The organism is Citricoccus parietis (assembly GCF_042433045.1).
GTDB lineage: Bacteria > Actinomycetota > Actinomycetes > Actinomycetales > Micrococcaceae > Citricoccus > Citricoccus parietis.
Map to the genome: position 1 here is coordinate 61,583 of NZ_JBHLWH010000014.1, position 26,543 is coordinate 88,125.

Here is a 26,543-nt window from a genome sequence, read left to right on the forward strand (position 1 = left end):
CGGGTGCGTCGGTATGCGTTGCGCTCGGGTACCCCGGTTCGGCCAGCGGCCTCGGGGATACCCGGACAGTCTACGGTCTAATCTCTGGGAGCCTCCTCCATGCCCGCCGCAGTTCCACTGGCAGGTCCCCGTCGGCATTCCCCTCCACCACCACGCCCTCGAGGCCCAGCCATCCAGCCAGCTCGCCCAGCTCGGCGGCCAGCTCCACCACCACCGGCCCGACGCCGGCCGCCCGGCCCCCTGACCCGCTCGCCTTCCCTGGGCCGCCGGGTACCGCGGCCGGATCCTCGGACCAGGCACCGCGCACCAGCAGCACCTTGCCGGCACGGTCCGCCTTGAGGTCGACCTGCGCGACCAGCCTCTCCCCGAGCAGGAACAACAGGGAGTAGTAACCACGGGTCCGTTTCGGAGCGGGGGTGTAGATCCCCAGGCGGTACCGGACGCCGAACAGTGCCTCGACCCGCGGCCGGTGGAACACCAGTGGATCGAAGGGACTGACCAGGGCCCGGCCCGTCGCGGCCCTGGGTGTCACCGCCTCGGCATGGCGCCACGCCGCCACGGTCGTCCCGCGGAGACCCGGCAGCCGGACCGGTTCCAGCACGCCCTCGTGGTTCAGTTGCACCGCTGCGGCGCGGGCGGCCTTGACGGTGATCCGGTAGTAGTCGGCGAGGCTGGCCTCGGTGGCCACCCCCAGGGCCCGGGCGGCGGTGTCCACCAGCTCCAGTGCCGCCGCGTGCCGGTCCGGCACCTCGACCGCCGGATCGATGGCCGAGGCCGGCACGAAGCGGCGTTCAAACTGGGGATTGCGGCCGGCACTCGCGATCTGCCCGGACGCGAAGAGGTCCTCGAGGACGCGCTTGACCACGGACCAATTCCAGCCCCAGTGTCCCTGGTGGCCGCCGTGGTGCCCCAGCCGGCCCTCGACCTGCCGCGCCGTCAGCGGGCGGGAAGCCGAGAGCAAGGTGAGGATCTGGTGCGACAGCTCTGCCCTGATCTGCGTGTCCAGGTCCGTGGCGGTCATCCAGGTGCGACGCTGGACCGCCACGAGCGCCGGTCGCAACCGGACCGGGACCAGGGAGGCCTCGTGGGCCCAGTACTCGGTCCACGGGGGCTGCCTCTGGTGGGACACCTGATGGGACAACCGGTCCAGCAGAGCCGGATCATAGGGACCCAGCCGGCTGAAGAGCGGCACGTAGTGGGCGCGCGCCAGGATGTTGACGGAGTCCACCTGGAGCACGCCGAGCCGGTCCAGGGTCGATCTGATCTTCCGGGCGCCCGGCGGGGCCGGCCGGCGTCGTTGGTGGATCAGCTGGGCGGCCAGCGCCGTCCGGCGGGCCTCGGAGTAGCCGAGCACCGGACCGCCCGGCCCCGAAGGGCCGGGCGGTCGGCGGCCATGGCGTGATGCCAGGGACTCAGACGGTTGCGGCTCGATAGTGGACGTCCTCTTCCTGGACCTCAGCGTCAGGATGGTCGGCATCGAGGGTGATGACGCCGTAGCTCCAGCCCTTGCGGCGGTAGACGGCGGAGGGCCGGCCGGTGGACTCGTCGATGAAGAGGTAGAAATCGTGTCCCACCAGCTCCATGGCATCGACGGCGTCGTCAACGCTGACGGGCCTGGCGGGGAAGACCTTCTTGCGGATCTGCACGGGGGCCTCGCCGCTCTCCTCCTCGGCGGCATGGTTCTCCGCAGCCTGGTCCGCCATGACCTGCGACACCAGTGACTGCCCCGGTTGGACCAGAGGCAACGCCGCCGTCGCATCCGCCACCGAGACCCGCTTCTGGTGGCGGTCCTTCTGCCGGTCACGGAGGCGCCGCAACCGCTCCAGGAGCTTGCCGAAGGCAAGATCGAAGGCGGCGAACTTGTCGTCAGCCTGGGCCTCCGCGCGAATGACCTTGCCCTTGCCGTGGACGGTCAACTCCACGGTGAGCTTCTCATCCGAATGACGATGGTTGGTCTGCTTGGTGACCTTGATCTCCAGCCCCTGAGCGCGTGTGGACAGCTGCTCGATCTTGCTGAACTTCTCCTCGGCGTAGTCCCGGAACCGGTCCGGAAGGGAGACGTTGCGGGCGACGTAGCTGACGTCCATGGTCATGATGTCCTCCTAGGAGCCTGACGGCTATTCGAACATGTGCGTGCACCGTGCAGCCGGCCCTGCGCCGGCCCCTTAATGCACCTCGGCGGCGGGAAGAACTCCTCCTTCCAGCCGCCGAAGACGATCCCCGAGGGGTCCGTTGCCCTCACCCTAGTACTTTCTTCACGCCGAGTTAAGACCTTCGTCAGGCGCCGTACCCGGTGCGGTCACCGCGGCCACCACCACCGCGCCCACCGGCCGGACTCCGGCCTGCTCGAGGGCGTGCCACGTGGCCGCGAGGGTGGCGCCCGTGGTCATGACGTCGTCGAACACCACCACGTTGCGTCCGGGATCGCGGTGGGCCTCCGCGACGAGACGCCGGGTGGTCCGGAACCGGTCCCGTCCGCGATGGCGCCGCTGCCTCGATCCGGTGCCCGCATGACTGCTGCGGGGGCGGAAGGCGGCCACGAGGGGCCTCCTCCGGTGCGCCAGCCAGCCGGGGGCCACCTGCCAACCGGGTGGCAGGGCGCCGGTCAGCAGTTCCTCCACCGGGTCATAACCCCGGCCGCGGAATCCGGCTGCGCTGGACGGAACCGGCACCAGTGTGAACGGGCCCTGTGCCTCCAGCAACCGCGGAGCGGCGGCCAGTGCCCGGTGGACGGCCGGACGCAGGTACCCGGCCACGGCCGTCCGGCCGTGGTCTTTGAAGGCCAGGAGTGCCCGCGAGGCCTCCGCCCCGTAGCGCGCGGCCGCCACCACGGGCACCGGGTGCAGGGACGGTTCCGGACCGACCAGGGGCTGCGGTGGATCTCCGTCCCCGGAACGGGCCGCGGGCAGGATCACGCCGCCGGGTGACCTGGCCGGCCGGTGCCGAGCCGGTGTCCGGGCAGGCCAGACGGGGTAGAGCGGCAGGGCAGCCGCGTCCTGTTCCGCCCGGAAGGGGTGGAGCAGTTCGGTCACCAGTCCGGGGGCGCACTCCGGACACACCGTGCCGTCCTGCCGTCCGCAGAGGACGCAGAGGCTGGGCATCAGCAGTCCCGCCAGCTCGCGTCCCGACCGGCCCAGTGCACGCGCCGCCGGGGCATGGACCAGCCGGTCCAGTCCAACCGCACATCCAGAGGGGATCCTCATGATCCCAGCCTGCTCCTCGCGACCGACGCCGGGGACACCAGTCGGGGTCCGCTGTGGATGACACGCCCGGGTAGACCCCAGTCAGCCGGGGAAGGCCATGTCGTGGGCCACGGCCCCGGCCTGGGACCGCCACGTGGATCCGGCCAGGGTGTGCACCGCCTCAGCGGTCTCCGCATAGATCGGATTGTCACCGGGACCGGTGGAGAATCCCGTCATGCCCAGCAACGGCCGCAGCGTGTCGAGCGAGCCGTCGAGTCCGACGAGCTGTGCCTCCACCGAGGACGTGCTGCTGGTGGCGGCCACCAGCAGCTTCTGGTCGGAGACCCAGTTGACGTCATTGACGGGCACCGTGGGCTCCAACCGGACCGGCGAGCCGAGTCCACGGGGGACGCCCTCCGAATCGCGGATGACGCCGGAGAGGTACAGGTGGGACGACTCCCCTGCCCCGGCCACGATGGCCGCCCGCGTGCCATCGCGGGAGATGCGCAGAGCCTGGACGGTGCGGTCGCCGAGCCATTCTGCGCTGATCTCCAGGGGCGCCTCGTCCTGGCCGGAGGTCTGCAGGGCCATGATGCGGGTGCCGTTGGCGTGGTCCACGGTCCAGATCCAACCGGACGAGTCGAAGCTCGGCCGCGTCAGGTTCTCTCCCTCCAACTCGAGTTCCTGCGACCCGTCGGTACCGGCGGAGACCATCTGCGTCCTGTCGCTGTTCAGGAACGCGAAACGGGTGCCGTCCAGGCTCATGGCCGGGTCCACCGGCCCGCCATCGATGTCCAGTTGCAGCCCACCCACCGGGACCGTGGCGTCGCCTTCGAAATAGACGAGTTCTCCGTTGGCGACGGCGACCTGGGTGGAGCCCACCCCGGGGTTGATCTGGGCCGGTTCGAAGTTGTCCGCCACCGGCCCCAGGTCGAGCGGGTTCAGATCCACGGACATCTCCACACTGGAGACGTTGTTCAGGCCGTCCAGTGTCAACTCGAGCTGCTGCTGCATCCGCTGTCGCATCAACGGATCGGCGCTCTCGACCGTCTGTTGTGTGAGGTCGACCTTGGCCGAGCCCGCGTCGACCGGAACGGAGGGACGCGACAGTTCCGAACCGGCTTGGAACGCCGTCCGCACGGCGCCGTCCAGGTACGGGGCGGGCCCGTCCAGCAGGGCGCCGACGATGTCCGCCGCCGAACCCGACCGGTTGAGGAACCACCGCAGGTCCGGAACCGCGTAGGAATAGGACTGGTCGTAGAAGTACAGCTCATGTGAGGCGAAGAGGGCACGGAACTGGGCGGATTCCAGCATCGTGCCGCCCGGCGCCTCCGCGATCCTCCACTGACCGTCCTCCTGCGCCAGGGAGAAGCCCACGGCCTCGGAGGTGTTGGCCGGCATCCGGTTCATGATGCCGCGCTCATCCACCACCGAGTCCACCTCGATCTGGACCTCGTACTGGTTGTCCTGGGCCGACGGGACCACGGTGGGTGTCTCGTTGTAGACCAAGGTCCGGGCCTCGGGGTTCCAGGCCTCGGCAGCCTCCTGCGTCAGGAATTCGCGGGCAGTGGCGTAATCGTCCTGGACGCCGGTCCCGGCGGTGAGGAAGCCACGGATGACGTCCTCCGGGCTGGCATCCTCCGTTGGACCAGCCGGGGTGAAGGAGTAGTTCACCTGGTTCTCAGCACCCGGCAGGGGGTCCGAGGTGCCGACCGGGCCGCTCTGGGGCAGGTGGGCACAGCCACTCAGCAGGAGCAGCCCGGCCACGAGTGCGGCACAGAGCGCGGCCATCGGGCCTCGGGTGCGGGCCGGATGACCACCGTCCACGGTGTGCTGGGGATCCGTCATCAGGATTCGACCTCCGGCTGCGTGGTATTCGGGCGAGGCTGGTACAACGACTGCTCATGGATCCGGTCCGGCATCGCCTCGCCCTGGAGCTGCGCGGGTTCCGGGTTCTCCAACTCCAACGGCAGCCGACGTTGGGACTCGGTGTAGACGGGCGGCAGGTCCAGCGGCGCGCCGTCCCCGACCGTGCCGCCGCTGCGACGCGGGATGGTCAGGCGGAAGGCCGAACCGTCCCCCGGCGCACCCCAGGCGTCCAGGCGCCCGTTGTGCAGCCGGGTGTCCTCCGTGGCGATGGACAGGCCCAGCCCGGAGCCGCCCGTGGTGCGGGCCCGTGCGGGATCCGCCCGCCAGAACCGGTCGAAGACGCGGGAGGCCTGTTCCTCGGACATGCCGATCCCGTGGTCACGGACCACTACCGCCACCGTGTCCTCCCCGGCCCCGACGATCACGTCGACGGGACGGCCCTCGCCGTGCTCGATCGCGTTGTTGACGAGGTTGCGGATGATGCGCTCGATGCGGCGGGGATCGACGTCGGCCGTCACCTCCATGTCCATCGGGACGACGAAGACGGCCGTGTTGGCCTTGTGGGCCAGCGGCTGTGCCGTGAGGACGACGTCGGTCGCCAGGTGCAGGATGTCCGTCTCCTCCGGAGCCATCGTGGCGGCTCCGGCATCGAAACGGGTGATCTCCAGCAGGTCGGCGAGCAGGGCCTGGAATCGTTCGACCTGGTGGTAGAGCAACTCGGTGGAGCGGCGGTTGATGGCGTCGAACTCCTCCCGGGAGTCGTAGAGCACCTCCGCCGCCATGCGCACCGTGGTCAGGGGCGTCCGCAGCTCGTGCGAGACATCCGAGACGAACCGCTGCTGCATCTGTGAGAGCTCCGCCAACTGGGTGATCTGGTCCTGGATGTTGTCCGCCATCCGGTTGAAGGATGAGCCGAGCCGGGCCATCTCGTCCTCGCCGTGGACGGGCATGCGCACGGTCAGGTCCCCGGAGGACAGGGACTCCGCGGCGGAGGCCGCCTGTCCCACCGGGCGGACCACGGACCGGGTGACGTAGACGGCGATGAGGGAGTTCATCATCACCAGCATGGCCCCGGCGACCACGAGGACGCGCATGAGGTAGTCCAGGGTGTCCTGCACGCCCGAGAGGTCGTACACCATGTAGAGCGCATAGATGTTGCCCGGCGGCAGGGTCACCTGGGTGCCGAAGGCCAGTCCTGGACTCGTCCCGCCGTCCTCGGCCGGAAGACTGATGGACTGCCAATAGGTGCCGTTGTCCTCTTGGACCGCCTGGGACAGCTCCTCAGGGATGACCTCCGTGGACAGCCCGGAACTGGACTTGGGCCCCACGAAGAGGTTCTGGGCCTCCTCCAACGGGACCAGGAGCATGTCCCTCACCACGGTGGCGCCGGTGTCCCCGGCCAGCTGGTTCAGCGTGTTGGTGACCAGCAGGTCGGTCGACTCGGAGTCGTTGGTGACGGCGTTGTCGAAGATGGACCGGGCCTGGTTCAGCCCCCGGTTCGATTCGGCCTCGACCTGGTCGAACCGCGACTGGAACAGGCCGGAGGTGATCTGTTGGCTCAGGAAGAGGGCCAGCACCCCGGCCGCCACGAGGGTCAACACGGCGGTGATCGCCACGGTGCGCAGCTGCAGCGACGCGGTCCAGCGACGTCGCAGGGCCATCAGCCACCGGCCGATCACTGCACGGATCCCGGTCCCCGCACCCGAGTCTGAGCCGACGGTGTCCGCCTGCTCGGGGGCGGTGACGGTGCCCGTGGTCAACTCAGCTCTGACCGGCCTTGTAGCCGACGCCGCGGACGGTCAGGACGACTTCCGGGTTCTCCGGGTCCTTCTCGACCTTGGAACGCAGGCGCTGGACGTGCACGTTCACCAGCCGGGTGTCCGCCTGGTGGCGATAGCCCCAGACCTCCTCGAGCAGCATCTCCCGGGTGAAGACCTGCCACGGCTTGCGGGCCAGGGCCACGAGGAGGTCGAACTCCAGGGGCGTGAGCTGAATGGCCCCGTCGCCGCGGGTGACCTGGTGGCCGGCCACGTCGATCGTGAGATCGGCGATCTTCAGGGTCTCCGGCGCGCGGGTCTCACCTTCACGCAGCCGGGCGCGGACCCGGGCCACCAGCTCAGCGGGTTTGAAGGGCTTGGGCACGTAGTCATCGGCGCTGGCCTCCAGGCCACGCACCACGTCCGAGGTGTCCGACTTGGCGGTCAGCATCACGATCGGGGTGTCCGACTCGGCGCGGATGACCTGGCAGACCTCGATTCCATCCATGCCGGGCAGCATCAGGTCCAGCAGCACCAGGTCTGGCCGAGTGGAACGGAACATCTCCAGGGCCTGGGACCCGTCCGCGCAGAACGTCGGTTCGAAGCCGTCGTTGCGCAGCACGATGCCGATCATCTCCGACAGCGCCTCGTCATCGTCGACTACGAGAATTCTGGCCTTCACCGGATTCGTCCTCCCCTGACTGAAGTTCCCGCCGGTGGGTCCCGCCCGCCGACGCCGCCGCCCGGTGGCCCCGTGCGGACCGGACCGAACGGCCATCCGTTCCACCTTATCCGACCAGGAGGGATGCGACGGATATAGTCAGCCCTGCAGGTGGGCGCGCCGCACTGACATCGGTGGATCCACCCGCCGACGGCCGGCGACCGCAAGACCATCAGGGGGACCTTCCAATGAACGAGAACGAGGTCCCGGGCCAGGGCCCGGACCAGCAGCCAGCCCAGCAGCCTCAGCAGCCTCAGCAGCCTCAGCAGCCTCAGCAGCCTCAGCAGCCAGGCCAGCAGCCGGCCCCGCCGGCGCACCAGCCCTGGGGACAGTCGCCCTACGGTCCGGCGGTCAGCCAGTCCCCCTACGGGGCCTACGGACAGCCCGCGAGCCAGCAGAACCCCTACGGCCAGCAGCCCGGATACGGGACGCCGTCACGGCGGCCGGGCATCATCCCGCTGACGCCCCTCGCGCTCGGCGACCTGCTCAGCGGCTCCTTCGCCGCCATCCGTCGCAATGCGGCAGCCGTCCTGGGAACCGCGCTGATCGTGGCCCTGATCGAGATCGTCGTGTCCGTCTTCGCCACCAACGTGCTCTTCGACGCCACCTACAGCATCATCCTCATGGAGGAAGGCGGCCAGGATCCCTTCCTGGGCGACCCCCTGACCAACCCGGTCTTCGGCCAGTTGTTCGGATCGATCGCCCTGCTCTTCCTGGGGGCCCTGCTCGCGGCGCTGGCCGGCATCATCGCCAATGGCGTCCTGGCCGTGGTGGTCCTCCGCTCGGCCGCGGGACTCAAGACCTCATTGGGTCAGGCCTGGAGGCTGACCGGCCGTCAGATCTGGTCCCTCATGGGCCTCGCGCTCGTCTACCTGGTCGCAGGGGCCATCGTCTTCGTCCTGTTCATCGGTGTCTTCGTGGGGCTCGTCATCGCGGTGGTCAGCGAGGATGGTGGCATGGCCGGCCTGATGGGCATCCTGCTGTTCATCCTGACCGTCGCGTCGGTCGTCATCTCCGTGTGGCTCTACATCAAGCTGGTGCTCGCCGCGGCGGCCTCCGCCGTGGAGCTCAAGGGACCGTTCAAGGCCATGGGCCGCTCCTGGTCCCTGACCCGCGGCCACTGGTGGCGGACCTTGGGCATCATCCTGCTCGTGGCCGTCATCGTCGGCATCATCGCCTCGATCATCACCACGCCGTTGTCCATGATCGGTGGTGTGTTCGCTCCGTTGGACCCGACGACGTCGATGGAGGAGATGATGGACTCCACGCGATGGTGGACCCTCCTCAGTGTGGCCGTCTCCTCGCTGGTCAACGCCCTCGCCCTCGTCTACAGCTCCTGCCTGATCGCCCTGCTGTACATCGACTACCGGATCCGCCACGAGAGCTTCGACCTGGACCTGGCCGCGGCTGCCGAGTTGGCCGGGGCGGGCGACGATGAGCGCTTCAGCACCGTGCGGGACGTGCAGGCGGCGGCCGGCACCGACCAGCTGGTCCCCGGCCGCCACCCCTCCGGTCCGTCCACTCCCGCAGGCACGTCCGGCCCGTCCGGACACTGATCCGCGCTGCGCTGACCTGAGATGACGGTGATGACCGCACCGGTGACCCCTGACGGCTGGGAGCCGGACCGGGACAAGGCTCGACGCCTGATCCAGGAGGAGCTGGCCCGTCCGGAGTACGCCCAGGCCGAGCCGAATCCCCTCCTGGAATGGCTGGGCGGGGTCCTGTCCGCCGCCCTGGAGTGGCTCGGCACCCTCGGCGGTGCCGCTCCCTCCCTGCCCGGCTGGGTCCTGCCGCTCATCCTGGTGGCCGTGGCCGTCGTCGTCCTGGTGCTGCTGCGCCCCCGCGCCAACGCCGCCGCCCGGGCCCGGCGCACCGCCGCCGTGCTCTCGGACCGGACGGTCACGCCGGAGCAGCACCGCCGGATGGCAGAGACGGCCTTCGCGGCCGGCGACCACGGGGCGGCGCTCGTCGCCTGGTTCCGCGCCCTGGTGCGGCACGCCGAGGAACGCACCGTTCTGGACCCGCGCCCCGGACGCACGGCCACCGAGGCCGCCCATGGCCTCGGGGCGGCCTTCCCCACGGAACGCCGGGCCCTTGAGACCGCAGCAGACGCCTTCAATGCCGTGGTCTACGGCGATCGGCCGACGACGGCCGCCCGGGCCACCGACGTCCGTGACCTCGATGCCCGGTTGGCCGCAATGCCGCTGGACACCACGCCATCCGGGTCTCTGCATCGTGCCGGAACGGCTGGGAGGATGGTGGCTCCACGATGACGACGAGCGCCACGCCGACCGCCGCCACCCAGCGATCCGACCGGACCGCCTCCCCCTCTCAGGGCTCCACCTCGCAGGCCTCCACCCCTCCGGGCCCCGCCGTTCCGGGCACCGGCCAGGCCCTGTCCCGGTGGCTGCGGACGGCCTGGATCTGGTTCGTCCTGGCCGCCCTGCTGCTGCTCGTGGCCCTGCCCTCGATGCTGCGCCAGAACCCGGACACTCGCCAGCTCTCACCGTCTTCGCCCGCGCCGAACGGTGGCCAGGCCGTGGTCCGCGTCCTTCAGGCCCAGGGCATCACGGTGCACCCCGCCGAGTCCCTCGAGGAGGCCCTGGCCCTGGCGGACGAGCATCCTCAGGCCCCGGTGCTGTTCCACGATGCCGCCGACCACCTTCCCGAGGCCGGCCTGGACCGGCTCGCCGAGGAGGTCGCCCCGGGGCGGCGGGTGCTCGTCGAGCCGGGCTTCCAGGCTCTCGGCGCCCTCGCCCCCGCGGTCTCACAGGCCGGTCAGGTGCCCGACGGCGACCCCTTGGCGTCCGGGGAGGGCTGCGGCCTGCCGATGGGCCGGGAGGCGCAGTCGATCGAGGCATCGGGCCGCGCCTACCGGAGCGCCGGCGCGCAGGCCTGCTTCCCCGTCCCCGGCACGGAATCCGGTTCCACCACGGACCCGGCCCACGCAGTCCTGGAGACGGCCGACGGCACCGTGGTGATCGGTCAGGTCGGCGTGTTCGCCAATGAGTCGGCCGATGCTGAAGGCCATCCCGTGCTCGCCCTGTGGTCCCTGGGCCAGGCCTCGGACGTGGTCTGGTATCTGCCCGGACTGGCGGACGTGGCGATCGAGCCGGGCCCGCCGACCATGGACCAGCTGTTGCCTGACTGGGTCCGCCCGGCGGGGATCTGGCTCATCCTCTGCCTCGCGGTGCTCATGCTGTGGCGCGGGCGCCGGCACGGGCCCCTGGCCGTGGAGCCGCTGCCCGTGATCGTTCCGGCCTCGGAGACCGCCGTGGGCCGGGCCCGGCTGTATGAACGCTCCGGCCAGCACGGCTCTGCGGCGCGTGCACTGCGCTCGGCCACGCTCCTCCGGCTGTCCCGGGTGCTCCGCCTCGGCCACGGTGCGTCCATCGAAGCCGTGGCGACAGCGGCGGCCCGCACCACCGGCCGGGACCCTCTTCAGGTGGCCGCCGTCCTTGACGTCAGCCACCTGACCACGGCCCGGGACCTCGTCTCGGCCGGGCGGGCCCTCCTGGACCTCGAGGACGCCGTGCATGCAGCCCTCACCACCGACCGCGCCGCAGCAGAGCCGGCATCAGACTCCGACGGAAGGACACCATGACGACCCCGTACCCCGAGCATTCCCCGGCAGCCACGACAGCCACGGCAGCCGCGGCACCTCCGGCAACCCCGCCAGCCCACCGGACCGATGACGAGCTGCGCCACGCCTTCGGCCGCGTCCGCGAGGAGGTGGCGCGCGCCGTCGTCGGGCAGCAGCCGGCGGTCACCGGACTGCTGATCGGGCTGCTGTGCAAGGGCCACGTGCTCCTGGAGGGCGTACCCGGCGTCGCCAAGACGCTGCTCGTGCGGACGCTGTCCGCCGCCCTGGACCTCGGCACCCATCGCGTCCAGTTCACCCCCGACCTGATGCCCGGCGACGTCACCGGTTCGCTGGTGTACGACTCCAAGACCGGAGAATTCGAGTTCCGCGAGGGACCGGTGTTCACTCACCTGTTGCTGGCGGACGAGATCAACCGGACGCCGCCCAAGACACAGGCCGCCCTGCTCGAGGCCATGGCCGAGGGCCAGGTCTCCGTGGACGGGGTCTCCCGGCCGCTGCCGGACCCCTTCATGGTGGCCGCAACCCAGAACCCGGTCGAGTACGAGGGCACCTATCCCCTGCCCGAGGCCCAGCTTGACCGCTTTCTGCTCAAGGTCACCCTCGAGCTGCCCGAGAGGGCGGACGAGGTGGAGATCCTGCGCCGCCATGCCGAGGGGTTCTCCGCCTCGGACCTGGCCTCCGCCGGGGTCAGCGCCGTGGCCGATGCTGCCACGATCCAGGCGGCACGGGCCGCCGTCGGGAACGTCCAGTCCGGGCCTGAGGTGCTCGGCTACATCACAGACCTGGCCCGCGCGACCCGGGTCTCGCCCTCATTCCAGCTGGGCGTCTCCCCCCGGGGGTCCACCGCCCTGCTGCAGACCGCCAAGGCGTGGGCCTGGCTCAACGGCCGGGACTACACCACCCCGGATGACGTCCAGGCGATGGCCCTGCCCTGCCTGCGGCACCGGGTGTCGCTGCGCCCGGAGGCAGAGCTGGACGGCGTCAGCACGGACCAGGTGCTCTCCGGCCTGCTCGCCACCGTGCCGGTCCCGCGCTGAATCCCGTGACGGAACGATGCCGCGGTGATGACGGAGATGCTGGAGACGCTGGACATGCTGTTGAGGCTGGCGGCGGGCTGAGGATGGTGCGCTGATGGTCTTCTCCGGCCGTTTCCTCGTGGTGGCGCTGGTGTGCCTGTTGCCGGTGGTGCTGCGCCCCGGGCTGGACACGATCGGCTGGTGCCTGCTCGCGCTGACCCTGGTGTCCGGCGTCGACCTCGCGCTGGCGGCCTCCCCCCGGTCGCTGGTGCTCGAGCGCGAGTTGCCCGCCTCCAGCCGTCTCGACGAGCCGGTGGCCAATGCGGTGCTGGTGTCCAACCGGGGCCGGCGCCGGCTGCGCGGCTCGCTCCGGGATGCCTGGCAGCCCTCGGCGGGTCAGGCGTCCGCCTCCGATCGCCCGGATGCGGCGGTGGCGCTGGACGTGCCCACCGGTGAACGACGCCGGACGGTCACCACCCTGATGCCGCGCCGCCGGGGTACGCTGCGCACCGCCACGGTCACCGTGCGCTCCTGGGGACCGTTGGGCCTCGCGGCCCGGCAGGTCACGCATCCGGTCCCCGGACAGATCAGCATCCTGCCGCCGTTCCGCTCGCGCCGGCACCTGCCCTCCCGCCTGGCCCGACTACGCGAGATGGACGGGCGTTCCGCCGTGCAGACCCGGGGCGGCGGCACCGAGTTCGACTCCCTGCGCGACTACGTGCGGGGGGACGACGTCCGCTCCATCGACTGGCGCGCCACTGCCCGGCGCCAGGACGTGGTGGTGCGGACCTGGCGCCCCGAACGGGACCGCCGCGTGGTGATCGTGCTGGACACCTCCCGCACGGCCGCGGCCCGGGTGGACGACGAGCCGAAGCTGGACACCGGGATCGAGGCCTCCCTGCTGCTGGCAGCCCTGGCGTCCGCCGGCGGCGACCGCGTGGAGCTGCTGGCCTTCGACCGCCGCGTCCGGTCCAGGGTCTCCTCCACGGAGAAGGGCAACCTGCTGCACCGGATGGTCACGGCGCTGGCCCCCGTCCAGCCGACCCTGCTGGCCGCGGACTGGTCCCACATCCCGGTGGAGGTCGCCAAGGTCTCGCGTCAGCGCTCCCTCGTGGTGCTGCTGACCGACCTGGACTCCGCGTCCCTGCAGGAGGGGCTGCTCCCCGTGTTGCCGGCGCTCACCTCGCGGCACCAGGTGGTGGTCGCCTCGGTGGCCGATCCCCAGCTGGCGGAGATGGCGCGCACCCGGAACGACGCCGAGACCACCTTCCGTGCAGCGGCTGCCGAACGCGCGGGGCTGGAACGGCGGGCCGCCGCGCGCGAGCTGGAAATGCACGGCGTCGAGGTGGTCGACGAGGCACCCCACCGCCTTCCGCCGGCCCTGGCGGACACCTATCTACGGCTCAAGGCCGCCGGCCGCCTCTGACCCCTGCGACACTGACGTTTTCAGTCGACTCGGGGTGGGTCTTCCGGCCCGCGACCCACCCCAACTCGACTGAAGGTGAAGGGGGTGGGGCCGGTGGGAAGGCGTGGGGGCCCCTCGGCAGCACCCCTAGCCCAGGCCGCCGTCCTGGCGGATCCGATCGAGTTCCTCCGCCGTGGCCACCGCGGAGGCCAAAGCCTGATTGGCCTTCAGGTGAGAGGCCGCGGACTGGTCCGGTGCTGCCAGGACCAGCCGTCCGAGCAGATCCGGGTCCAGTCCGATCCGCTCCCAGATCCGGGCGATCGTGACCCCGGTGCCCCGGTACGGGTGCCCGTTGCCGGCTGCGAGTTCGGGCTTCACGGCCTTCGTCGACTGTGATGCCTGTGACGCCTGTGCCGCCTGTGCTGTCTGCGCGGACGGGAGGCGGAACACGATGTCCCGGCCCGCCTCGGTCCAGCCCGCGACGATGTCCCAGCACGAACTGTCCGACCCCGGGCCCTCGAGGGGAACCAGCGGAAGGGCCAGGGCGACCGTCCTCTGCTCCTCATCCCGGCCGGTCCCGGAGCGGGTCTCCTGCACGGCTCCTTCGGGTCTCGGCAGCGCTTCCGAGGCCAGCAGTGCCAAGTCCGCCCAGGCCCATTCCTCCCCGGCGCCCGCTCGGCCGGGGGCCAGGACGATTCCGGCGGCGCCGGCGTCGAGCACGGCCTGGGCGACCAGGGTCCAGGCATCCCGGACCTCGGAGCGGGGCAGGGAGCGGACGGTGCGGTAGCCGCTGGCGGTGGGCAGCGCACCGGAGAGGACGGCGGCGGCGCGGGGCTCGTCCAGCACCACGGTCAACCGTTCGGCACCTGTCTGGGACCGGACCGCCCGGACGTGTGCGGCGAGGCCGGCGGCCAACGACTGGGCCACGTCCCGGCGGGCCCCGTGGTCCGAGAGGGAACGTTCACCTCCGGGCAGCCACAGCTCGGCGGACAGCGTCAGCGGGCCGGTGACCCGGACGAGCAGGTCTTCCAGGTCGACACCGGACTCCCCGGCGACGTCCGTCAGGGCGTGGCGATCCGTGGTCAGGGCCGAGACCGCCCGGCGGTGGTCCATCCCGGGTTCGGGGACGAGCCTCCAGCCGTGAGGCTGCAGGTCGACGGCGAGCTCCTCGAGAAGCCCGGCGGTTCGACCGATGGGATCCGAACCGGGACCCCGGGCGGGCAGCTCGGGCAGCACCGGCAGGTGTGGGGCACCCAGGGCGTTGAGGAGGTCACGGGACGCGGACACCGGGTCCATCCCCGGCCAGGCCCCGAGCAGGGTGGCGCGAACGGCAGGCATCAGGCGCGGTCGGCGGCGATGGCGCGGTGGTGCTGGATGACCTCGGAGACGATGAAGTTCAGGAACTTCTCGGCGAACGCCGGGTCCAGCTCGGCGTCCTCGGCCAGGGTGCGCAGGCGTTTGATCTGCGCAGCCTCACGGCCCGGGTCCGAGGGTGGCAAGGAGTGTTCGGCCTTGAGCCGGCCGACCCGCTGGGTGCACTTGAAGCGTTCAGCCAGCAGGTAGACCAGGGTGGCATCGAAGTTGTCGATGCTCCCGCGGATCGCATACAGCTCCTCCAGCACCGCCGGATCGGCCTCGCCCTGGAGCGATGAGGCGTGCGGGTCGTATCCGGAGGCCGGGTTCTGGCCGGTCTCGGCGGCCGGGTCATCAATCATCCCCCTAGCCTACGGTCGTGCGGCGCTCATTCCGGCGACGTGACTGTTCCTCCGGGTCCGGCACGGGCAGGGAGGCCACCAGCCGGCGGGTGTAGTCGTGCCGGGGGCTGCCCATCACCTGCGAGCCGATGCCCTCCTCCACCAGGTCCCCCCGGTAGAGGACTCCCACCCAGCTGGCGAGGTGGTCCACCACGGCCAGGTCGTGGCTGATGAACAGGCACGCGAAGCCGAAGCGCTGCTGGACCTCGCGGAACAGGTCGAGCACCTTGGCCTGCACGGAGACATCCAGGGCCGACGTCGGCTCGTCCGCCACCAATAGCGTGGGGTCCAGGGCCAGCGCGCGCGCCAGCGAGGCCCGCTGCCGCTGGCCTCCGGAGAGCTCGTGCGGATAGCGCCGGGCATAGTCGGACGGCAGCTGGACCGCGTCCAGCAGTTCGGCGACCGTGCGGTCGGTATCCGCGCTGACGCCGCCACCGCTGCGGGCCCCGGGATGGACGAGGAGGGGCTCGGCCACGCATTCGCCGATCGTCAGGTGCGGGTTGAAGGAGGCGGCCGGGTCCTGGAACACGAATCCGATGTCCCGGCGGAGCGGCTTGAACGTCTTCTCCCTGAACCCGACCATCTCGTGCCCGAAGACCGTCAGCGAGCCGCCCGTGGCGCGGGTGAGCCCGGCGATGGCGCGGCCGATCGTGGTCTTGCCGGAACCGGACTCGCCCACGAGCCCGTAGACCTCGCCGGCGTGGATGTCGAAGTCCACCCCCTTGACGGCACGGAACGGCTGCTGCCCCATCCGTCCGGCGAACTCGATCTCCAGGCCCCGGGCGGTGACCACGGGCGTGGCCTCACGGTGGCGGCGCTCGGTGTCCCCGGCGGAGGCGGAGTTCCGTCCGAGGTGGGGCACGGCGTCCAGCAGGGACCGGGTGTAGTCCTCTCGGGGCTCCGCGAACAGCTGGGACACGGGGGCCTGCTCCACGATCTCCCCGCGGTACATCACCACCACGCGGTCGGCGAGATCGGCCACCACCCCCATGTTGTGGGTGATCAGCATGATGGACACGCCACGGGAATCCCGCAGCTCCCGCAGCAGGTCCAGGATCTCGGCCTGGACGGTGACGTCCAGGGCGGTCGTGGGTTCGTCGGCCACGATGAGTCCGGGTTCCAGGGCCAGGGCCGCGGCGATGACCACGCGCTGCTTCTGGCCGCCGGAGAACTGGTGCGGGTAGTAGTCCACCCGGTGCTCGGGGTCGGGGATGCCGACCGCACGCAGGGCCTCGATGGCGCGGCGCCGGGCCTCCTTCCTGCCGAGGGTGGCCCTGCGACCGGACGCTGTGCTCGCCCGACGACGGGCCCGCAGGCCCTCCATGATCTGCCAGCCGACCGTGTAGACCGGGTTCAGGGCGGTGGAGGGCTCCTGGAAGATCATCGCCGCAGCGCTGCCCCGCAGCCGGCGCAGCTCGGCGCCGGGGAGCGAGAGGACGTTCTGGCCGGACACCACCACGGCGCCGGTGGCCAACGCGGTCTCGGGGAGAAGTCCCAGCACCGTCTTGGCGGTGACGGTCTTGCCGGAACCGGACTCGCCGACGACGGCGACCACCTCTCCCGGTGCGACGGAGAAGTCGGCCGTCCGCACGGCATGCACGTCGCCGCCGTCCGTCGCGAAGGTCACCGAGAGGTCCCGGACCTCCAGGACCGGGGCGGCCGGACCGGGGCGGTGTGCGCTGTCGATCTGTTCGGTCACGGGGAGACCTCCGGGTCGGTCCGGGCGGTGCCGGTCGGGGCGGTGCCGGTGGAAGTGGCAGCGGTCGTCGTCGCAGGAGCAGCGGTGCCAGCAGCGGCGGTTGCGCGCCTGCTGCGGGACCGTGAACGGGTGCGCAGACGCGGATCGTTCAGGTCGTTCATCGACTCGCCCACCAGGGTCAGGCCGAGGACCGTGAGCACGATCGCCAGGCCCGGGAACAGGCCGGTCCACCAGATGCCGCTGGTGACGTCGGACAGCGCCCGGTTGAGGTCGTAGCCCCACTCGGCCGCGGCCGTGGGCTGGATGCCGAAGCCCAGGAAGCCCAGTCCGGCGAGGGTGAGGATGGCCTCCGAGGCGTTCAGGGTGAAGATCAGCGGCAGGGACCGGGTGGCGTTGCGCAGGATGTGCCGGGTCATGATGCGCCACGGCGAGCTGCCGACCACCTGGGCCGATTCCACGAAGGGCTCGGCCTTGAGGCGGATGGTCTCGGCGCGGATCACGCGGAAGTACTGCGGGATGAACACCACGGTGATGGACAGGGCCGCCGCCATGATGCCACCCCACAGGCTCGACTGGCCCTGGCTGATGACGATCGACATGACGATCGCCAACAGCAGGGACGGGAACGCGTAGATTGCATCGGCGATGACCACGAGCACGCGGTCCACCCAGCCGCCGAGGTACCCGGAGACCAGACCCAGCAGCACGCCGAGGATCAGGGACATCACCACCGCGACGACGATCACGGCCACGGCGGTCTGCGCGCCCCACAGGGTGCGGGAGAGCACGTCGAACCCGCCGACCGTGGTGCCCCAGGGGTGCTCCGCCGAGGGGGCGCCCTGGGTGGGGAAGGCACCGCCGCCGTCGGGATGGGACATCTGTGCGTAGCCGTAGGGGGCGAGCACCGGGGCGAGCGCCGCGGTGAGCAGGAAGATCAGCGTCAGGACGAGCCCGGCGATGAGCATGCCGCGCTGGAGTCCTGCCGACTGGCCCAGGTGGGAGACGACCGGCAGTTTGCGGACCGTGGTGGCCAGGGACATGTCAGTACCTCACCCTCGGGTCGATGAGGGCGGCGACGATGTCCACGAGGAAGTTCGTCACGGCGACGATCACGGCCAGCATGACCACGATCCCCTGCACGGCCACGAAGTCACGCGCAGCCAGGTACTCGGCCAACTGGAATCCCAGTCCCTTCCATTCAAAGGTGGTCTCGGTCAGCACGGCCCCGCCCATCATCATGGCGATCTGCATCCCCATCACGGTGATGATGGGGATCAGCGCCGGACGGAACGCGTGGCGGGTGGTGAGCCGGTACTCGCTGACTCCGCGGGACCGGCCGGCCTCCACGAACTCGCGTCCGAGGGTGCCGATCATGTTGGTGCGGACCAGGCGCAGGAACACGCCGCCGGTCAGCAGCCCCAGGGCCAGGGCGGGCAGGGCGGCGTGTTCGAGCACGTCACCGAGGGCGGCCATGTTCCCGGAGCGCAGGGCGTCCAGGAAGTAGATGCCCGTGGGCGCCTGCAGGCCGTCCAGCGCCAGTTGGTTGCTGATGGTCAGCCGCCCGTTGGTCGGAAGCCAGTCCAGCCACACGCTGAAGACGAGCTTGAGCAGCAGGCCGGCGAAGAACACCGGGGTGGCGTAGAACAGGATCGCCGCGATGCGCAGGAACGCATCCGGCCAGCGGTCGCGGAACTTCGCGGCCACCATCCCCAGGGGGATGCCGACCACGAGTGCGACGATCACGGCGAAGAACACGAGTTCGAGGGTGGCCGCGCCGTAGGTGGCCAGCACCTCGGTGACCGGACGGTTGTCCGAGAGGGTCGTCCCGAAATTGCCCGTGAGCAACTGGCCGAGGTACTCGACGTACTGCACCGGCAGCGGCCGGTCGTAGCCGGCGGCGGCGATCCGCTCGGCGAGCTGGGCCGGCGTCAGGCGCCCGCCCATGGCCGCGGTGATCGGGTCGCCGGTCACCCGCATCAGGAAGAACACCATGGTCACGAGGATGAACACGGTGGGGATGATGAGCAGGAAGCGGATCAGGATGTAGCGGCCCAGTCCGCCCAGACCCCTTTTCCGGGTCGGGGCGGACGGGGCGGTTCCCTCGTCTCCTGGCAGCGCCACCGGTTCGTCGCCGGCCGGGGTCCCCGGCAGGTCAGCGGTTACGGTCACGGTGGACTAGCCCTCCTTGGACACGGCTCCCAGACGGAACTTGAACGAGGCGTCCAGGGTGTCCTCCACGCCGGCGACGTCAGGACCGGACACGGCCACCTGGGCACCCTGCAGCAGCGGCAGCGTGGACAGTTCCTCACCGACGATGTCCTGGATCTGCCCGAGCTTCTCGCTGCGCTCGGCCTCGTCCGGGGTGACCCGCTGCTCGGCGATCAGCTGGTCGACCTCCTCGTTGACATAGCCGTTGGAGAGGAAGTTCTCGATCGCGAAGAACGGGGACAGGTAGTTGTCCGCGTCCGAGTAGTCCGGGTACCAGCCCAGCTGGTAGACGGGGTAGGAGTCGATGCGGTCCTGCTGGTAGGTCACCCATTCGGTGGACTGCAGGTTCACCGTGAAGAGGTCGTTGGCCTCGAGGTGCTGCTTCACCAGGGCGTACTCCTCACCGGAGGACGGGCCGTAGTGGTCCGGGTTGTACTGCAGGTTCAGGGCCACGGGGGTCTCGACGCCGGCCGCCTCCAGCCGCTCGGCGGCGCGGTCCTGGTCCGGGCCTCCCTCGCCGTCTCCGTACTTCTCCTTGAGCGGTTCGGTGGCGCCCTCGAACTCCTTCGGGATGAAACCGTAGGCCGGGGTGTAGGTGCCCTTGTAGACTTGTTCGGACAGGGCCTCCCGGTCCAGCAGATCGGCCATCGCCTGGCGGACGGCCAACGACTTCTCCTCGTCCGCCTCCTCGGTCTCTGCACCGAAGGGCATGATGTTGAAGTTGAAGACCATGTACCGCAGCTCGCCGCCGGGACCCTCGTGCACCACCACGTTGTCGTCCCCGGACAGGTCCTCGACGTCGGTCGGCGTCAGGGCGCGGGCGGCCACGTCGATGTTGCCCTGCTGGATGTCCAGCTTCAGGTTGTTCGAGTCGGCGTAGTACTTGATGGAGGCCTGCGAGTTCTTCGGCGCCCCCAGCAGGCCCTGGTAGCCGTCGAACGGCACCAGGTTCACGAGCTGGTTCTTCTCATAGGAATCGATCGAGTACTGCCCGTGGAAGGCCTCTGCCGCCACGATGTCCTCGTCCGGGAGCAACTCGTCCGCGGGGAAGGTCTCGTCATCCACGATCGGGCCGACGGGCGAGGACAGGACCTGCGGGAAGGTCTGGTCGTCGCCTTCCTTGAGGGTGAAGACCACGGTGGTCGGGTCCGGGGCCTCGACGGACTCCAGGTTGCCCAGCAGGGAGGACGGTCCGTTGGGATCGGCGATCTCGAGTTGACGGTCGAAGGTGTGCTTGACGTCGGCGGAGTCCAGGGTGTTCCCGTTCGCCCAGGTCAGGCCTTCCGGCAGCGTCACCGTGTACTCGTTCGGGGAGGTGAACTCGGCGCTCTCGGCGAGGTCCGGCTCGACCTCGGCGGAGCCCGGGGCGGAGTTCAGCAGCAGTGGGTAGACCTGGTTCATCAGCATGAACGAGCCGTTGTCGTAGGAACCGGCCGGGTCGATGCTGGTGACCTTGTCCGTGGTGCCGTAGACGATCGGCGCGCTGCTGGCGCCGCCCTCGCCGGAACCGCCTTCGCTGCCCTCGCCGCTCGGGGCGGGCCCGGTGCAGGCGGTGAGGGCCAGGGCGGTGACCCCGCCCAGGGCGATGGCCGCGCTCAGGCGGCGTCGGATAGTGGCCATGACGGTGTCCTCCTCAGGGTCGGTGGACGCCGAAGAGGACACCACCGACCCGGGTGCGAATGCGGGTGCGAGTGAAGGTGATCACGGTCACTATGACCAGGATCACATCAGACTGTACGCCGCGATCCGTCGAATTCCGAACTCAAGTTACCGGCGAGTCGCATGCACCGTACCGGTGGGTAGACCCCGTCAGGCCACCCGGGCGGCATTGACGGCGGCGTCGATCGTGGACTGGCCCAGCACGCGCGTGCCCTGGTACAGCACGGCCGTCTGGCCGGGCGCGACCCCCGCGAGAGGTTCGAAGAGCTCGATGACCCAGGTGCCGGCGTCGTGGGTCTGAGGCTCAGCGTCCGCAGCACCATCACCGACCGGGCTGACCGGGCTGTCCGGCGCGGCGTCCGGACGGCCTGGGCGCTCCACCCGGGCGCGGGCGGGCACCGGGTCCCCGTGCGCCCGGACCTGCAGGTGACAGTCGAACCACTCACCCGTGGCCTCCTCGGCCAGTGGCGCCCCGGCCCAGGAGGGGCGGATGCCCGTGACCCGGTCCACGGCGAGCATCTCCTTGGACCCGACGACGACGGTGTTGTCCTTGGGACGGACCTCGAGGACGAACCGGGGCCGGCCGTCCGGGGCGGGACGTCCGAGGCTCAGCCCCTTGCGCTGGCCTACGGTGAAGGCCTGCGCGCCGGGGTGGGAGCCGAGGCGGTTGCCCTCCGTGTCCAGGATGTCCCCCTCGGTCATCTCGATGCGCTCGTTCAGCCATCCCCGGGTGTCCCCGTCCGGGATGAAGCAGATGTCATGGGAGTCCGGCTTGGCGGCCACCGACAGGCCGCGCTCGGCCGCCTCCGCCCGGACCAGGTCCTTGGACGGGGTCTCGGCGAGCGGGAACATGGAGTGCTCGAGCTGCTCGGCGGTGAGCACTCCGAGGACGTAGGACTGGTCCTTGGCCCAGTCGGCCGCTCGGTGCAGTTCGAGACTGCCGGCCTCATTGCGGAGGACGGTCGCGTAGTGACCGGTGCACACGGCGTCGAAGCCGAGGGCGAGTGCCTTCTCCAACAGGGCGGCGAACTTGATCCGCTCATTGCAGCGCATGCACGGGTTCGGGGTGCGGCCCGCGGCGTACTCGGCCACGAAGTCATCCACCACGTCCTCCTTGAATCGCTCGGAGAAGTCCCATGTGTAGAAGGGGATGCCGAGCTTCTCGCAGGCGCGCCAGGCGTCACGGGAGTCCTCGATGGTGCAGCAGCCACGGGAGCCGGTACGCAGGGTTCCGGGCATGCGGGACAGGGCGAGGTGCACCCCGACCACCTCGTGGCCGGCGTCCACGGCGCGGGCGGCGGCAACGGCGGAGTCGACTCCCCCGCTCATGGCGGCGAGGACCTTCATGTTCGTGGTTTCCCTTCGGTGTACGGCGATCTGCGGTGGTTCCCGTCAGCGTTGGCTGTTCGCGGTCTTGATCCTCGAGTCGTGCCCGGACAGGCCGGCGCGCAGGGCCGAGGCGTGGATATCCGGCAACACGGACAACACCTGCTCAACGTCGGCTGGCTCCGATGTATGCCCGAGGCTGAATCGCTGCACGCACCGGGCCAACTCCTCCTCGATGCCCAGCGCGATCAGCACGTGCGAGGGGCGGGGCACCCCGGCTGAACAGGCCGAACCGGTGGAGGCCTCCACGCCGGCCATGTCCAGGCCGAACAGGATGGAGTCACCCTCACACCCCGGGAAGACGAAGTGGACGTTGCCCGGCAGACGGCGGGTGCCGGGAGGCAGCCTCTCCCCGGTGCGGGGATCGAGGTCCTCCGCGCCCGTCAGCCGTGCCTCGGGCAGGAACTCACGGATCCCGTCGATCAGCCGGTCCCGCAGGGCACCGACGCGTTCCCGCTCGGCGGGCAGGTGGGCATGGGCCTCGGTGGCGGCGGCGGCGAAGGCCTCGATGAGTGCGGCAGGGATGGTCCCGGAGCGGATATCACGCTCCTGGCCACCGCCGTGGAGCACCGGCGTGAGCGCGGCATCCCGCCGCACCAGCAGGGCCCCGACGCCGACCGGCGCGCCGATCTTGTGACCGGTCACCGCCATCGTGGTGGCGCCCGAGGCCTGGAAGTCGAGGGGCACGGCGCCGAAGGCCTGGACGGCGTCGGTGTGGAACGGCACCCCGTGGTTCGCCGCCAGGGCGGCCGCCGCGGCGATCGGCTGGACGGTGCCGATCTCATTGTTGGCCCACATCAGCGTGGCCACGGCGATGGTCTCGGGGTCCCGGGCCAGTGTGGCCCGCCAGGCGTCCAGGTCCACCCGCCCGTCCGCGTGGACCGGGACGAAGTCCAGCCGGGCGCCCTCATGGGTCTCCAGCCAGGTGGCTGCGTCCAGGACAGCATGGTGCTCCAGTCCCGTGAGCACGATGCGATGACATTCTGGTGCTCCCGACGCGCGGGCGCGGTCCCGGCGTGCCCAGTACAGCCCCTTGAGCGCCAGGTTGTCCGACTCGGTGCCTCCGGAGGTGAAGACGACCTCGCTGGGGTGGGCGCCCAGAGTGGCCGCGAGCGCATCCCGAGCCGTCTCGACCCGGAGCTTGGCTCCGCGGCCGGACTGGTGCAGCGAGGACTGGTTTCCGAGCGTCCGGGCGCTGGCCGTGAACGCCTCGAGCGCCACCGGGCGGAGTGCCGTGGTGGCGGCGTGGTCGAGGTAGACACGGGTCCGGGAGGCGGAAGTGCTCATGTCTCCAGTGTAGGAGGGTCCGAGAGCCGTCAGGGTGCGGAGACGAGCCAGTGGTGTGCCAGATCCCCGATTTCCTCCGGGTCGGTCATCTGCACGACGTCCCAGGTGACGCGGGCGACGTCCAGGTCGGTTCTCCGGCCATCCCAGTCCTGCCGGAACTCCAGCACCGTGACGTCGTCGGCCCGGGTCGCCAGGACCACCCTCCGGCCTTCCGGTTCCACCGCGACCCTGTAGATGTCGACACCACGCCGGGCTACCCGGGACAACATCAGGCTTCCGGCCAGCGTCGGGTGGTATTTCTCATCCAGCAGTCCCCAAGAACGCAGGCGGTCCAGTTCGCCGCCTTCCTTCTGCTTGGTTCTGGCTTTGCCGTAGAGGGAGAACTCCAGGGCCATCCCCGTCCTGCCGGACACCGGTTCGAGCGGTGGCCGGTAACCGGCGGTCCCGCCCGGTGGATCCGCCGGAACGGTGCCGGGACGGCCCGGTGCTCCCCGCTTCAGTGACGTCCAGTCCGGCGCCATCGCGGAGACGTCGGGGTCTGGATCCCGGGGACGGGTGGGCAGCCCTTCGATGTCCCGAACCCATCCCGGCAGCAGGCGGGCCGGCATCCCGACCTGGGCGAAGAAGTGCCCCATGACCACCACGGCCAGTCCGCCGAAGAACCCCCCGACACCGATGATGCCGCTCATCGTCGTGGGGCCCTCCTGAGCCCACAGTCGGCCGGTCTCCGCCAGCCCGATCAGGAGAAGGCCGATGCCCATGACCAGGGCAGCGGGCCCCAGATAGCCCAGGTAGATCCACGGCCTGACCATCCATCCGCGGTAGACGCCCCGGTAGGCGTTGATTCCCAGCAGGAGTACCGGCAGGCCGGCCACGCCGAAGATCCACATGGTGGCTTACCGACCTTCCGTTGCGAGGCCTGCCAACGCGGCGTCCCAATAGGAGACCACCGCCGTGAGCATGCTCAGGGAGTTGACCTGGACCAACGTCACGTCCTCCGACGAGGAGTCACCGGTCACCACCATGCAGCCCCGCCGTTCCGAGATGAGCCAGGGTTCGGCGCCGGGTCCGATGCCGGACAGGCGCACGAGCCACCAATGACCCAGTTCCTCGGCCACGTCGGCTGTTCCGCCGGTGTGCAGGCGGTCTCCGGACAGCCGATCCTCGATGAGGCGGGCCGGGCCCCTCAGGGGCGGCCACCCCGCCCAGACCGGCGCCACCCCCGCCCAGGAGAGGATGAGTCGGGGCAACAGCGACCATGGGCCTGTGACGAACTGGCGTGCCCCGTGGGACGTCGGCGTCCCGCTGGAACCGGAGCCCGTCAGCGAGCGGACGGGATCCGGCCCGGCCCAGCCGGCGAATCCGTCCCGGGAGAGGACGAGCTCCAGGGCCGTGTGGCCGACCTCGGAGAAGCAGTCCACCCGGTGGGCGTGTGGTGAGTTCAAGGTCGCCGCCACGTTCGGCCACCCGTCGCGCTGCTCCGCATCCAGGCCCGGCCGTCCGGCGAGGTCCGGATCAAGGGGTTGCCCTTCACCGGGGATCGCCTGGATCTGCTGGGGTGTGAACCATTCGCCGGCATGATCCCAGCGTTGGCTGGAACGCACCTTGTCGAGGGATTCCAGCGGCATTCCATGGGCTGACGAGGCGTTGGCGTCCAGGGATGGCACCCGGTCCGGGAAGCCCCGGAGCCGTCGGCCCAGCGATCCGGTGTCCTCGGCGCTCATGCAGCTCCCTCCCACCGTGCTGTGTCGCCCAGGTGCAGCAGCAGTGGCCGCAGGTCGATGCTCTGGAACACGGTGCAGTGTGCGTTCATCTCCACGAGACGTTCCTCGTCCAGGACATACGCCCAGCTGTAGGTCACCAGGTCGCCCACGGGCGACTCGTGGAGGAAGACCATGCGACGGCCGGCAATCAGGCCCCGTGGTGAACTCAGTCGGCTGGGTGCGGCGTCGACCCAGTGGCTGGCACCCAGTGCCGAGGAGTTGAACGCTGCGGTGAGAGAGGCGACCTGGGTCAGCGAGCGTCCCTGTGGATGGATGACCCGCGCCGTGAACGTCGGCCGGTAGGCCAGATCGGACCGCTCGGGGTGCATCATCCGGAAGGTCTCACCGGGAACGTCCGCCCAGGATTCGGGGGTGTCGAACTCTATCCCGTCCCACCGTCGCTGCCGCCATGCTTGTACGGTCATCAGTCGAACAGTTCTCCCCATTTTCCGGTCACGAGGTCTCCCACGAAATCGCCGGCCTCACCGGCCGCCTCCTGGACGGCCTCCGGCATGATGGCGTTCCAGGTTTCCATGGCTCGGTCATTGATCCAATCCTGGGCACCGCTGGCCTCCAGAGCGATGCCCACGAGTGTACCGCCGACGAGTCCCACGACAGCTCCGACGGCGGTGCCGGCCACCGGGACGATTGAGCCGACGGCCGCACCGATCGCCAGGCCGGTGACCGCACCGGTGGCGATGGACGAGCCGCCGCGGATCAGGGTCTCCTCGCCCACCCGGTTCTCGAATTCCTCCTCCGAGATGTTCGGGTCCTCCTGGAGGATGCGTTCCTCGGCTGCCTCCCGCTCGCTGGCAAACGTGAATCCGGCGGCCAGGACCGAGAGTGCCCCTCCGCCGATCCGGACGCCACGTGGCTGGGTCAGTCGGTTCCCGTCGGCGTCCAGGCCGTCGCCGCTGATCGTGATGGGGCGGTGGAAGTCCGGCTCGGGCAGCTCGACCTTGACGGTTTTGCCGTCCGGATCCAGTCCCTGGGCCAGGTTGGGGATGCCGCGGAGGAACTCCCGCCGGCTGAAGGTCGGCGTCCGTGGCGGCTCGTACTCGTAGTAGATCGTCCCGCCGAGGTCTTTGAAGTAGCCGGTGGTGGTGGACCCGGCCCCGTAGGCGGCCCCATGATCGTTGGCGATCGGAATCTCGATGCCGGCGGTTCCTGCCAGAATGTCTGCAGGCGGGCACGTGGTCCGCCGGCCGCATCCACCCGAGGAGTCCGCCACCG

General features: G+C 70.4%; 23 protein-coding genes. 5 read left to right on the plus strand and 18 right to left on the minus strand.

What is annotated here, in order from left to right; genetic code table 11:
- Positions 1 to 70: 70 nt before the first annotated feature.
- From ACFFIO_RS05335 to mtrA, 6 genes are all read right to left on the minus strand, one after another.
- On the minus strand, positions 71 to 1,354 hold the full coding sequence (locus ACFFIO_RS05335; RefSeq protein WP_378040554.1) for a winged helix-turn-helix domain-containing protein: 1,284 nt from the start codon (positions 1,352 to 1,354) through the stop codon (positions 71 to 73).
- 58 nt (positions 1,355 to 1,412) lie between these two features.
- Entirely contained in the window at positions 1,413 to 2,093 is a 681-nt protein-coding gene (gene hpf / locus ACFFIO_RS05340; RefSeq protein WP_378040555.1) for a ribosome hibernation-promoting factor, HPF/YfiA family, read from the minus strand.
- A gap of 162 nt (positions 2,094 to 2,255) precedes the next feature.
- Positions 2,256 to 3,203 (minus strand): ComF family protein, encoded by a 948-nt coding sequence (locus ACFFIO_RS05345; RefSeq protein ID WP_378040556.1) that lies wholly within the window; start codon positions 3,201 to 3,203, stop codon positions 2,256 to 2,258.
- Between the two features lie 81 nt (positions 3,204 to 3,284).
- Positions 3,285 to 5,030, minus strand: coding sequence for an LpqB family beta-propeller domain-containing protein (locus tag ACFFIO_RS05350; protein ID WP_378040557.1), 1,746 nt, complete (start codon positions 5,028 to 5,030; stop codon positions 3,285 to 3,287).
- A complete protein-coding gene (mtrB, locus tag ACFFIO_RS05355; RefSeq protein WP_378040558.1) occupies positions 5,030 to 6,811 on the minus strand; it encodes an MtrAB system histidine kinase MtrB in 1,782 nt (593 codons plus the stop codon). Before mtrB ends, ACFFIO_RS05350 begins: the two co-directional genes overlap by 1 nt.
- A 1-nt stretch (position 6,812) precedes the next feature.
- On the minus strand, positions 6,813 to 7,490 hold the full coding sequence (mtrA, locus tag ACFFIO_RS05360; protein ID WP_378040559.1) for an MtrAB system response regulator MtrA: 678 nt from the start codon (positions 7,488 to 7,490) through the stop codon (positions 6,813 to 6,815).
- 227 nt (positions 7,491 to 7,717) lie between these two features.
- On the opposite strand from mtrA, the gene ACFFIO_RS05365 reads away from it, so the two are divergent.
- The 5 genes from ACFFIO_RS05365 (at position 7,718) to ACFFIO_RS05385 (ending at position 13,575) form a co-directional block, all read left to right on the plus strand.
- A complete protein-coding gene (locus ACFFIO_RS05365) occupies positions 7,718 to 9,085 on the plus strand; it encodes a DUF7847 domain-containing protein (RefSeq protein ID WP_378040560.1) in 1,368 nt (455 codons plus the stop codon).
- Positions 9,086 to 9,115: 30 nt separating this feature from the next.
- Complete coding sequence (locus ACFFIO_RS05370) at positions 9,116 to 9,802, plus strand: DUF4129 domain-containing protein (RefSeq protein WP_378040561.1); 687 nt, start codon at positions 9,116 to 9,118, stop codon at positions 9,800 to 9,802.
- Positions 9,799 to 11,133, plus strand: coding sequence for a DUF4350 domain-containing protein (locus tag ACFFIO_RS05375; RefSeq protein WP_378040562.1), 1,335 nt, complete (start codon positions 9,799 to 9,801; stop codon positions 11,131 to 11,133). Before ACFFIO_RS05370 ends, ACFFIO_RS05375 begins: the two co-directional genes overlap by 4 nt.
- Positions 11,130 to 12,170, plus strand: a complete 1,041-nt coding sequence (locus ACFFIO_RS05380) for an AAA family ATPase (protein WP_378040563.1) — start codon at positions 11,130 to 11,132, stop codon at positions 12,168 to 12,170. The genes ACFFIO_RS05375 and ACFFIO_RS05380 overlap by 4 nt, the downstream gene beginning before the upstream one ends.
- Positions 12,171 to 12,264: 94 nt before the next feature.
- Positions 12,265 to 13,575 (plus strand): DUF58 domain-containing protein, encoded by a 1,311-nt coding sequence (locus tag ACFFIO_RS05385; protein WP_378040564.1) that lies wholly within the window; start codon positions 12,265 to 12,267, stop codon positions 13,573 to 13,575.
- A 126-nt stretch (positions 13,576 to 13,701) separates the two neighbouring features.
- On the opposite strand, the gene ACFFIO_RS05390 is transcribed toward ACFFIO_RS05385, so the two are convergent.
- The 12 genes from ACFFIO_RS05390 to ACFFIO_RS05445 form a co-directional block, all read right to left on the minus strand.
- Positions 13,702 to 14,892, minus strand: coding sequence for a uroporphyrinogen decarboxylase/cobalamine-independent methonine synthase family protein (locus ACFFIO_RS05390; protein WP_378040565.1), 1,191 nt, complete (start codon positions 14,890 to 14,892; stop codon positions 13,702 to 13,704).
- The gene (locus ACFFIO_RS05395) at positions 14,892 to 15,269 is read right to left on the minus strand and encodes a chorismate mutase (RefSeq protein ID WP_378040566.1); all 378 of its coding nucleotides are present in this window, start codon (positions 15,267 to 15,269) and stop codon (positions 14,892 to 14,894) included. Before ACFFIO_RS05395 ends, ACFFIO_RS05390 begins: the two co-directional genes overlap by 1 nt.
- 4 nt (positions 15,270 to 15,273) lie before the next feature.
- The gene (locus tag ACFFIO_RS05400) at positions 15,274 to 17,007 is read right to left on the minus strand and encodes a dipeptide ABC transporter ATP-binding protein (protein ID WP_378040567.1); all 1,734 of its coding nucleotides are present in this window, start codon (positions 17,005 to 17,007) and stop codon (positions 15,274 to 15,276) included.
- Complete coding sequence (locus ACFFIO_RS05405) at positions 17,004 to 18,047, minus strand: ABC transporter permease (protein ID WP_378040568.1); 1,044 nt, start codon at positions 18,045 to 18,047, stop codon at positions 17,004 to 17,006. Before ACFFIO_RS05405 ends, ACFFIO_RS05400 begins: the two co-directional genes overlap by 4 nt.
- A gap of 1 nt (position 18,048) precedes the next feature.
- Entirely contained in the window at positions 18,049 to 19,128 is a 1,080-nt protein-coding gene (locus ACFFIO_RS05410) for an ABC transporter permease (RefSeq protein WP_378040729.1), read from the minus strand.
- 54 nt (positions 19,129 to 19,182) lie between these two features.
- Positions 19,183 to 20,835, minus strand: coding sequence for an ABC transporter substrate-binding protein (locus ACFFIO_RS05415; protein ID WP_378040569.1), 1,653 nt, complete (start codon positions 20,833 to 20,835; stop codon positions 19,183 to 19,185).
- 189 nt (positions 20,836 to 21,024) lie between these two features.
- Positions 21,025 to 22,221, minus strand: a complete 1,197-nt coding sequence (gene mnmA / locus ACFFIO_RS05420; protein WP_378040570.1) for a tRNA 2-thiouridine(34) synthase MnmA — start codon at positions 22,219 to 22,221, stop codon at positions 21,025 to 21,027.
- Positions 22,222 to 22,266: 45 nt separating this feature from the next.
- Positions 22,267 to 23,547 carry a cysteine desulfurase family protein gene (locus ACFFIO_RS05425; protein WP_378040571.1) on the minus strand — a complete coding sequence of 427 codons (1,281 nt, stop codon included), beginning with the start codon at positions 23,545 to 23,547 and terminating at the stop codon, positions 22,267 to 22,269.
- A gap of 29 nt (positions 23,548 to 23,576) precedes the next feature.
- Entirely contained in the window at positions 23,577 to 24,437 is an 861-nt protein-coding gene (locus ACFFIO_RS05430; RefSeq protein ID WP_378040572.1) for a hypothetical protein, read from the minus strand.
- Between the two features lie 6 nt (positions 24,438 to 24,443).
- Positions 24,444 to 25,271 (minus strand): hypothetical protein, encoded by an 828-nt coding sequence (locus ACFFIO_RS05435; RefSeq protein ID WP_378040573.1) that lies wholly within the window; start codon positions 25,269 to 25,271, stop codon positions 24,444 to 24,446.
- Positions 25,268 to 25,735 (minus strand): hypothetical protein, encoded by a 468-nt coding sequence (locus ACFFIO_RS05440; protein WP_378040574.1) that lies wholly within the window; start codon positions 25,733 to 25,735, stop codon positions 25,268 to 25,270. The genes ACFFIO_RS05435 and ACFFIO_RS05440 overlap by 4 nt, the downstream gene beginning before the upstream one ends.
- Positions 25,735 to 26,541 carry a hypothetical protein gene (locus ACFFIO_RS05445; RefSeq protein WP_378040575.1) on the minus strand — a complete coding sequence of 269 codons (807 nt, stop codon included), beginning with the start codon at positions 26,539 to 26,541 and terminating at the stop codon, positions 25,735 to 25,737. Before ACFFIO_RS05445 ends, ACFFIO_RS05440 begins: the two co-directional genes overlap by 1 nt.
- Positions 26,542 to 26,543: the final 2 nt, after the last annotated feature.

Excerpts from the sequence above, each read along its gene's own strand:
- ACFFIO_RS05405 (WP_378040568.1), bottom strand. The coding sequence starts at position 18,047 with ATGTCCCTGGCCACCACGGTCCGCAAACTGCCGGTCGTCTCCCACCTG.
- ACFFIO_RS05370 (WP_378040561.1), top strand. The coding sequence starts at position 9,116 with ATGACCGCACCGGTGACCCCTGACGGCTGGGAGCCGGACCGGGACAAG.
- ACFFIO_RS05435 (WP_378040573.1), bottom strand. The coding sequence starts at position 25,271 with ATGAGCGCCGAGGACACCGGATCGCTGGGCCGACGGCTCCGGGGCTTC.
- ACFFIO_RS05395 (WP_378040566.1), bottom strand. The coding sequence starts at position 15,269 with ATGATTGATGACCCGGCCGCCGAGACCGGCCAGAACCCGGCCTCCGGA.
- ACFFIO_RS05440 (WP_378040574.1), bottom strand. The coding sequence starts at position 25,735 with ATGACCGTACAAGCATGGCGGCAGCGACGGTGGGACGGGATAGAGTTC.
- ACFFIO_RS05430 (WP_378040572.1), bottom strand. The coding sequence starts at position 24,437 with ATGTGGATCTTCGGCGTGGCCGGCCTGCCGGTACTCCTGCTGGGAATC.
- mnmA (WP_378040570.1), bottom strand. The coding sequence starts at position 22,221 with ATGAAGGTCCTCGCCGCCATGAGCGGGGGAGTCGACTCCGCCGTTGCC.
- ACFFIO_RS05350 (WP_378040557.1), bottom strand. The coding sequence starts at position 5,030 with ATGACGGATCCCCAGCACACCGTGGACGGTGGTCATCCGGCCCGCACC.
- ACFFIO_RS05375 (WP_378040562.1), top strand. The coding sequence starts at position 9,799 with ATGACGACGAGCGCCACGCCGACCGCCGCCACCCAGCGATCCGACCGG.
- hpf (WP_378040555.1), bottom strand. The coding sequence starts at position 2,093 with ATGACCATGGACGTCAGCTACGTCGCCCGCAACGTCTCCCTTCCGGAC.
- ACFFIO_RS05380 (WP_378040563.1), top strand. The coding sequence starts at position 11,130 with ATGACGACCCCGTACCCCGAGCATTCCCCGGCAGCCACGACAGCCACG.
- ACFFIO_RS05415 (WP_378040569.1), bottom strand. The coding sequence starts at position 20,835 with ATGGCCACTATCCGACGCCGCCTGAGCGCGGCCATCGCCCTGGGCGGG.
- ACFFIO_RS05390 (WP_378040565.1), bottom strand. The coding sequence starts at position 14,892 with ATGCCTGCCGTTCGCGCCACCCTGCTCGGGGCCTGGCCGGGGATGGAC.
- ACFFIO_RS05345 (WP_378040556.1), bottom strand. The coding sequence starts at position 3,203 with ATGAGGATCCCCTCTGGATGTGCGGTTGGACTGGACCGGCTGGTCCAT.
- ACFFIO_RS05425 (WP_378040571.1), bottom strand. The coding sequence starts at position 23,547 with ATGAGCACTTCCGCCTCCCGGACCCGTGTCTACCTCGACCACGCCGCC.
- ACFFIO_RS05365 (WP_378040560.1), top strand. The coding sequence starts at position 7,718 with ATGAACGAGAACGAGGTCCCGGGCCAGGGCCCGGACCAGCAGCCAGCC.
- ACFFIO_RS05385 (WP_378040564.1), top strand. The coding sequence starts at position 12,265 with ATGGTCTTCTCCGGCCGTTTCCTCGTGGTGGCGCTGGTGTGCCTGTTG.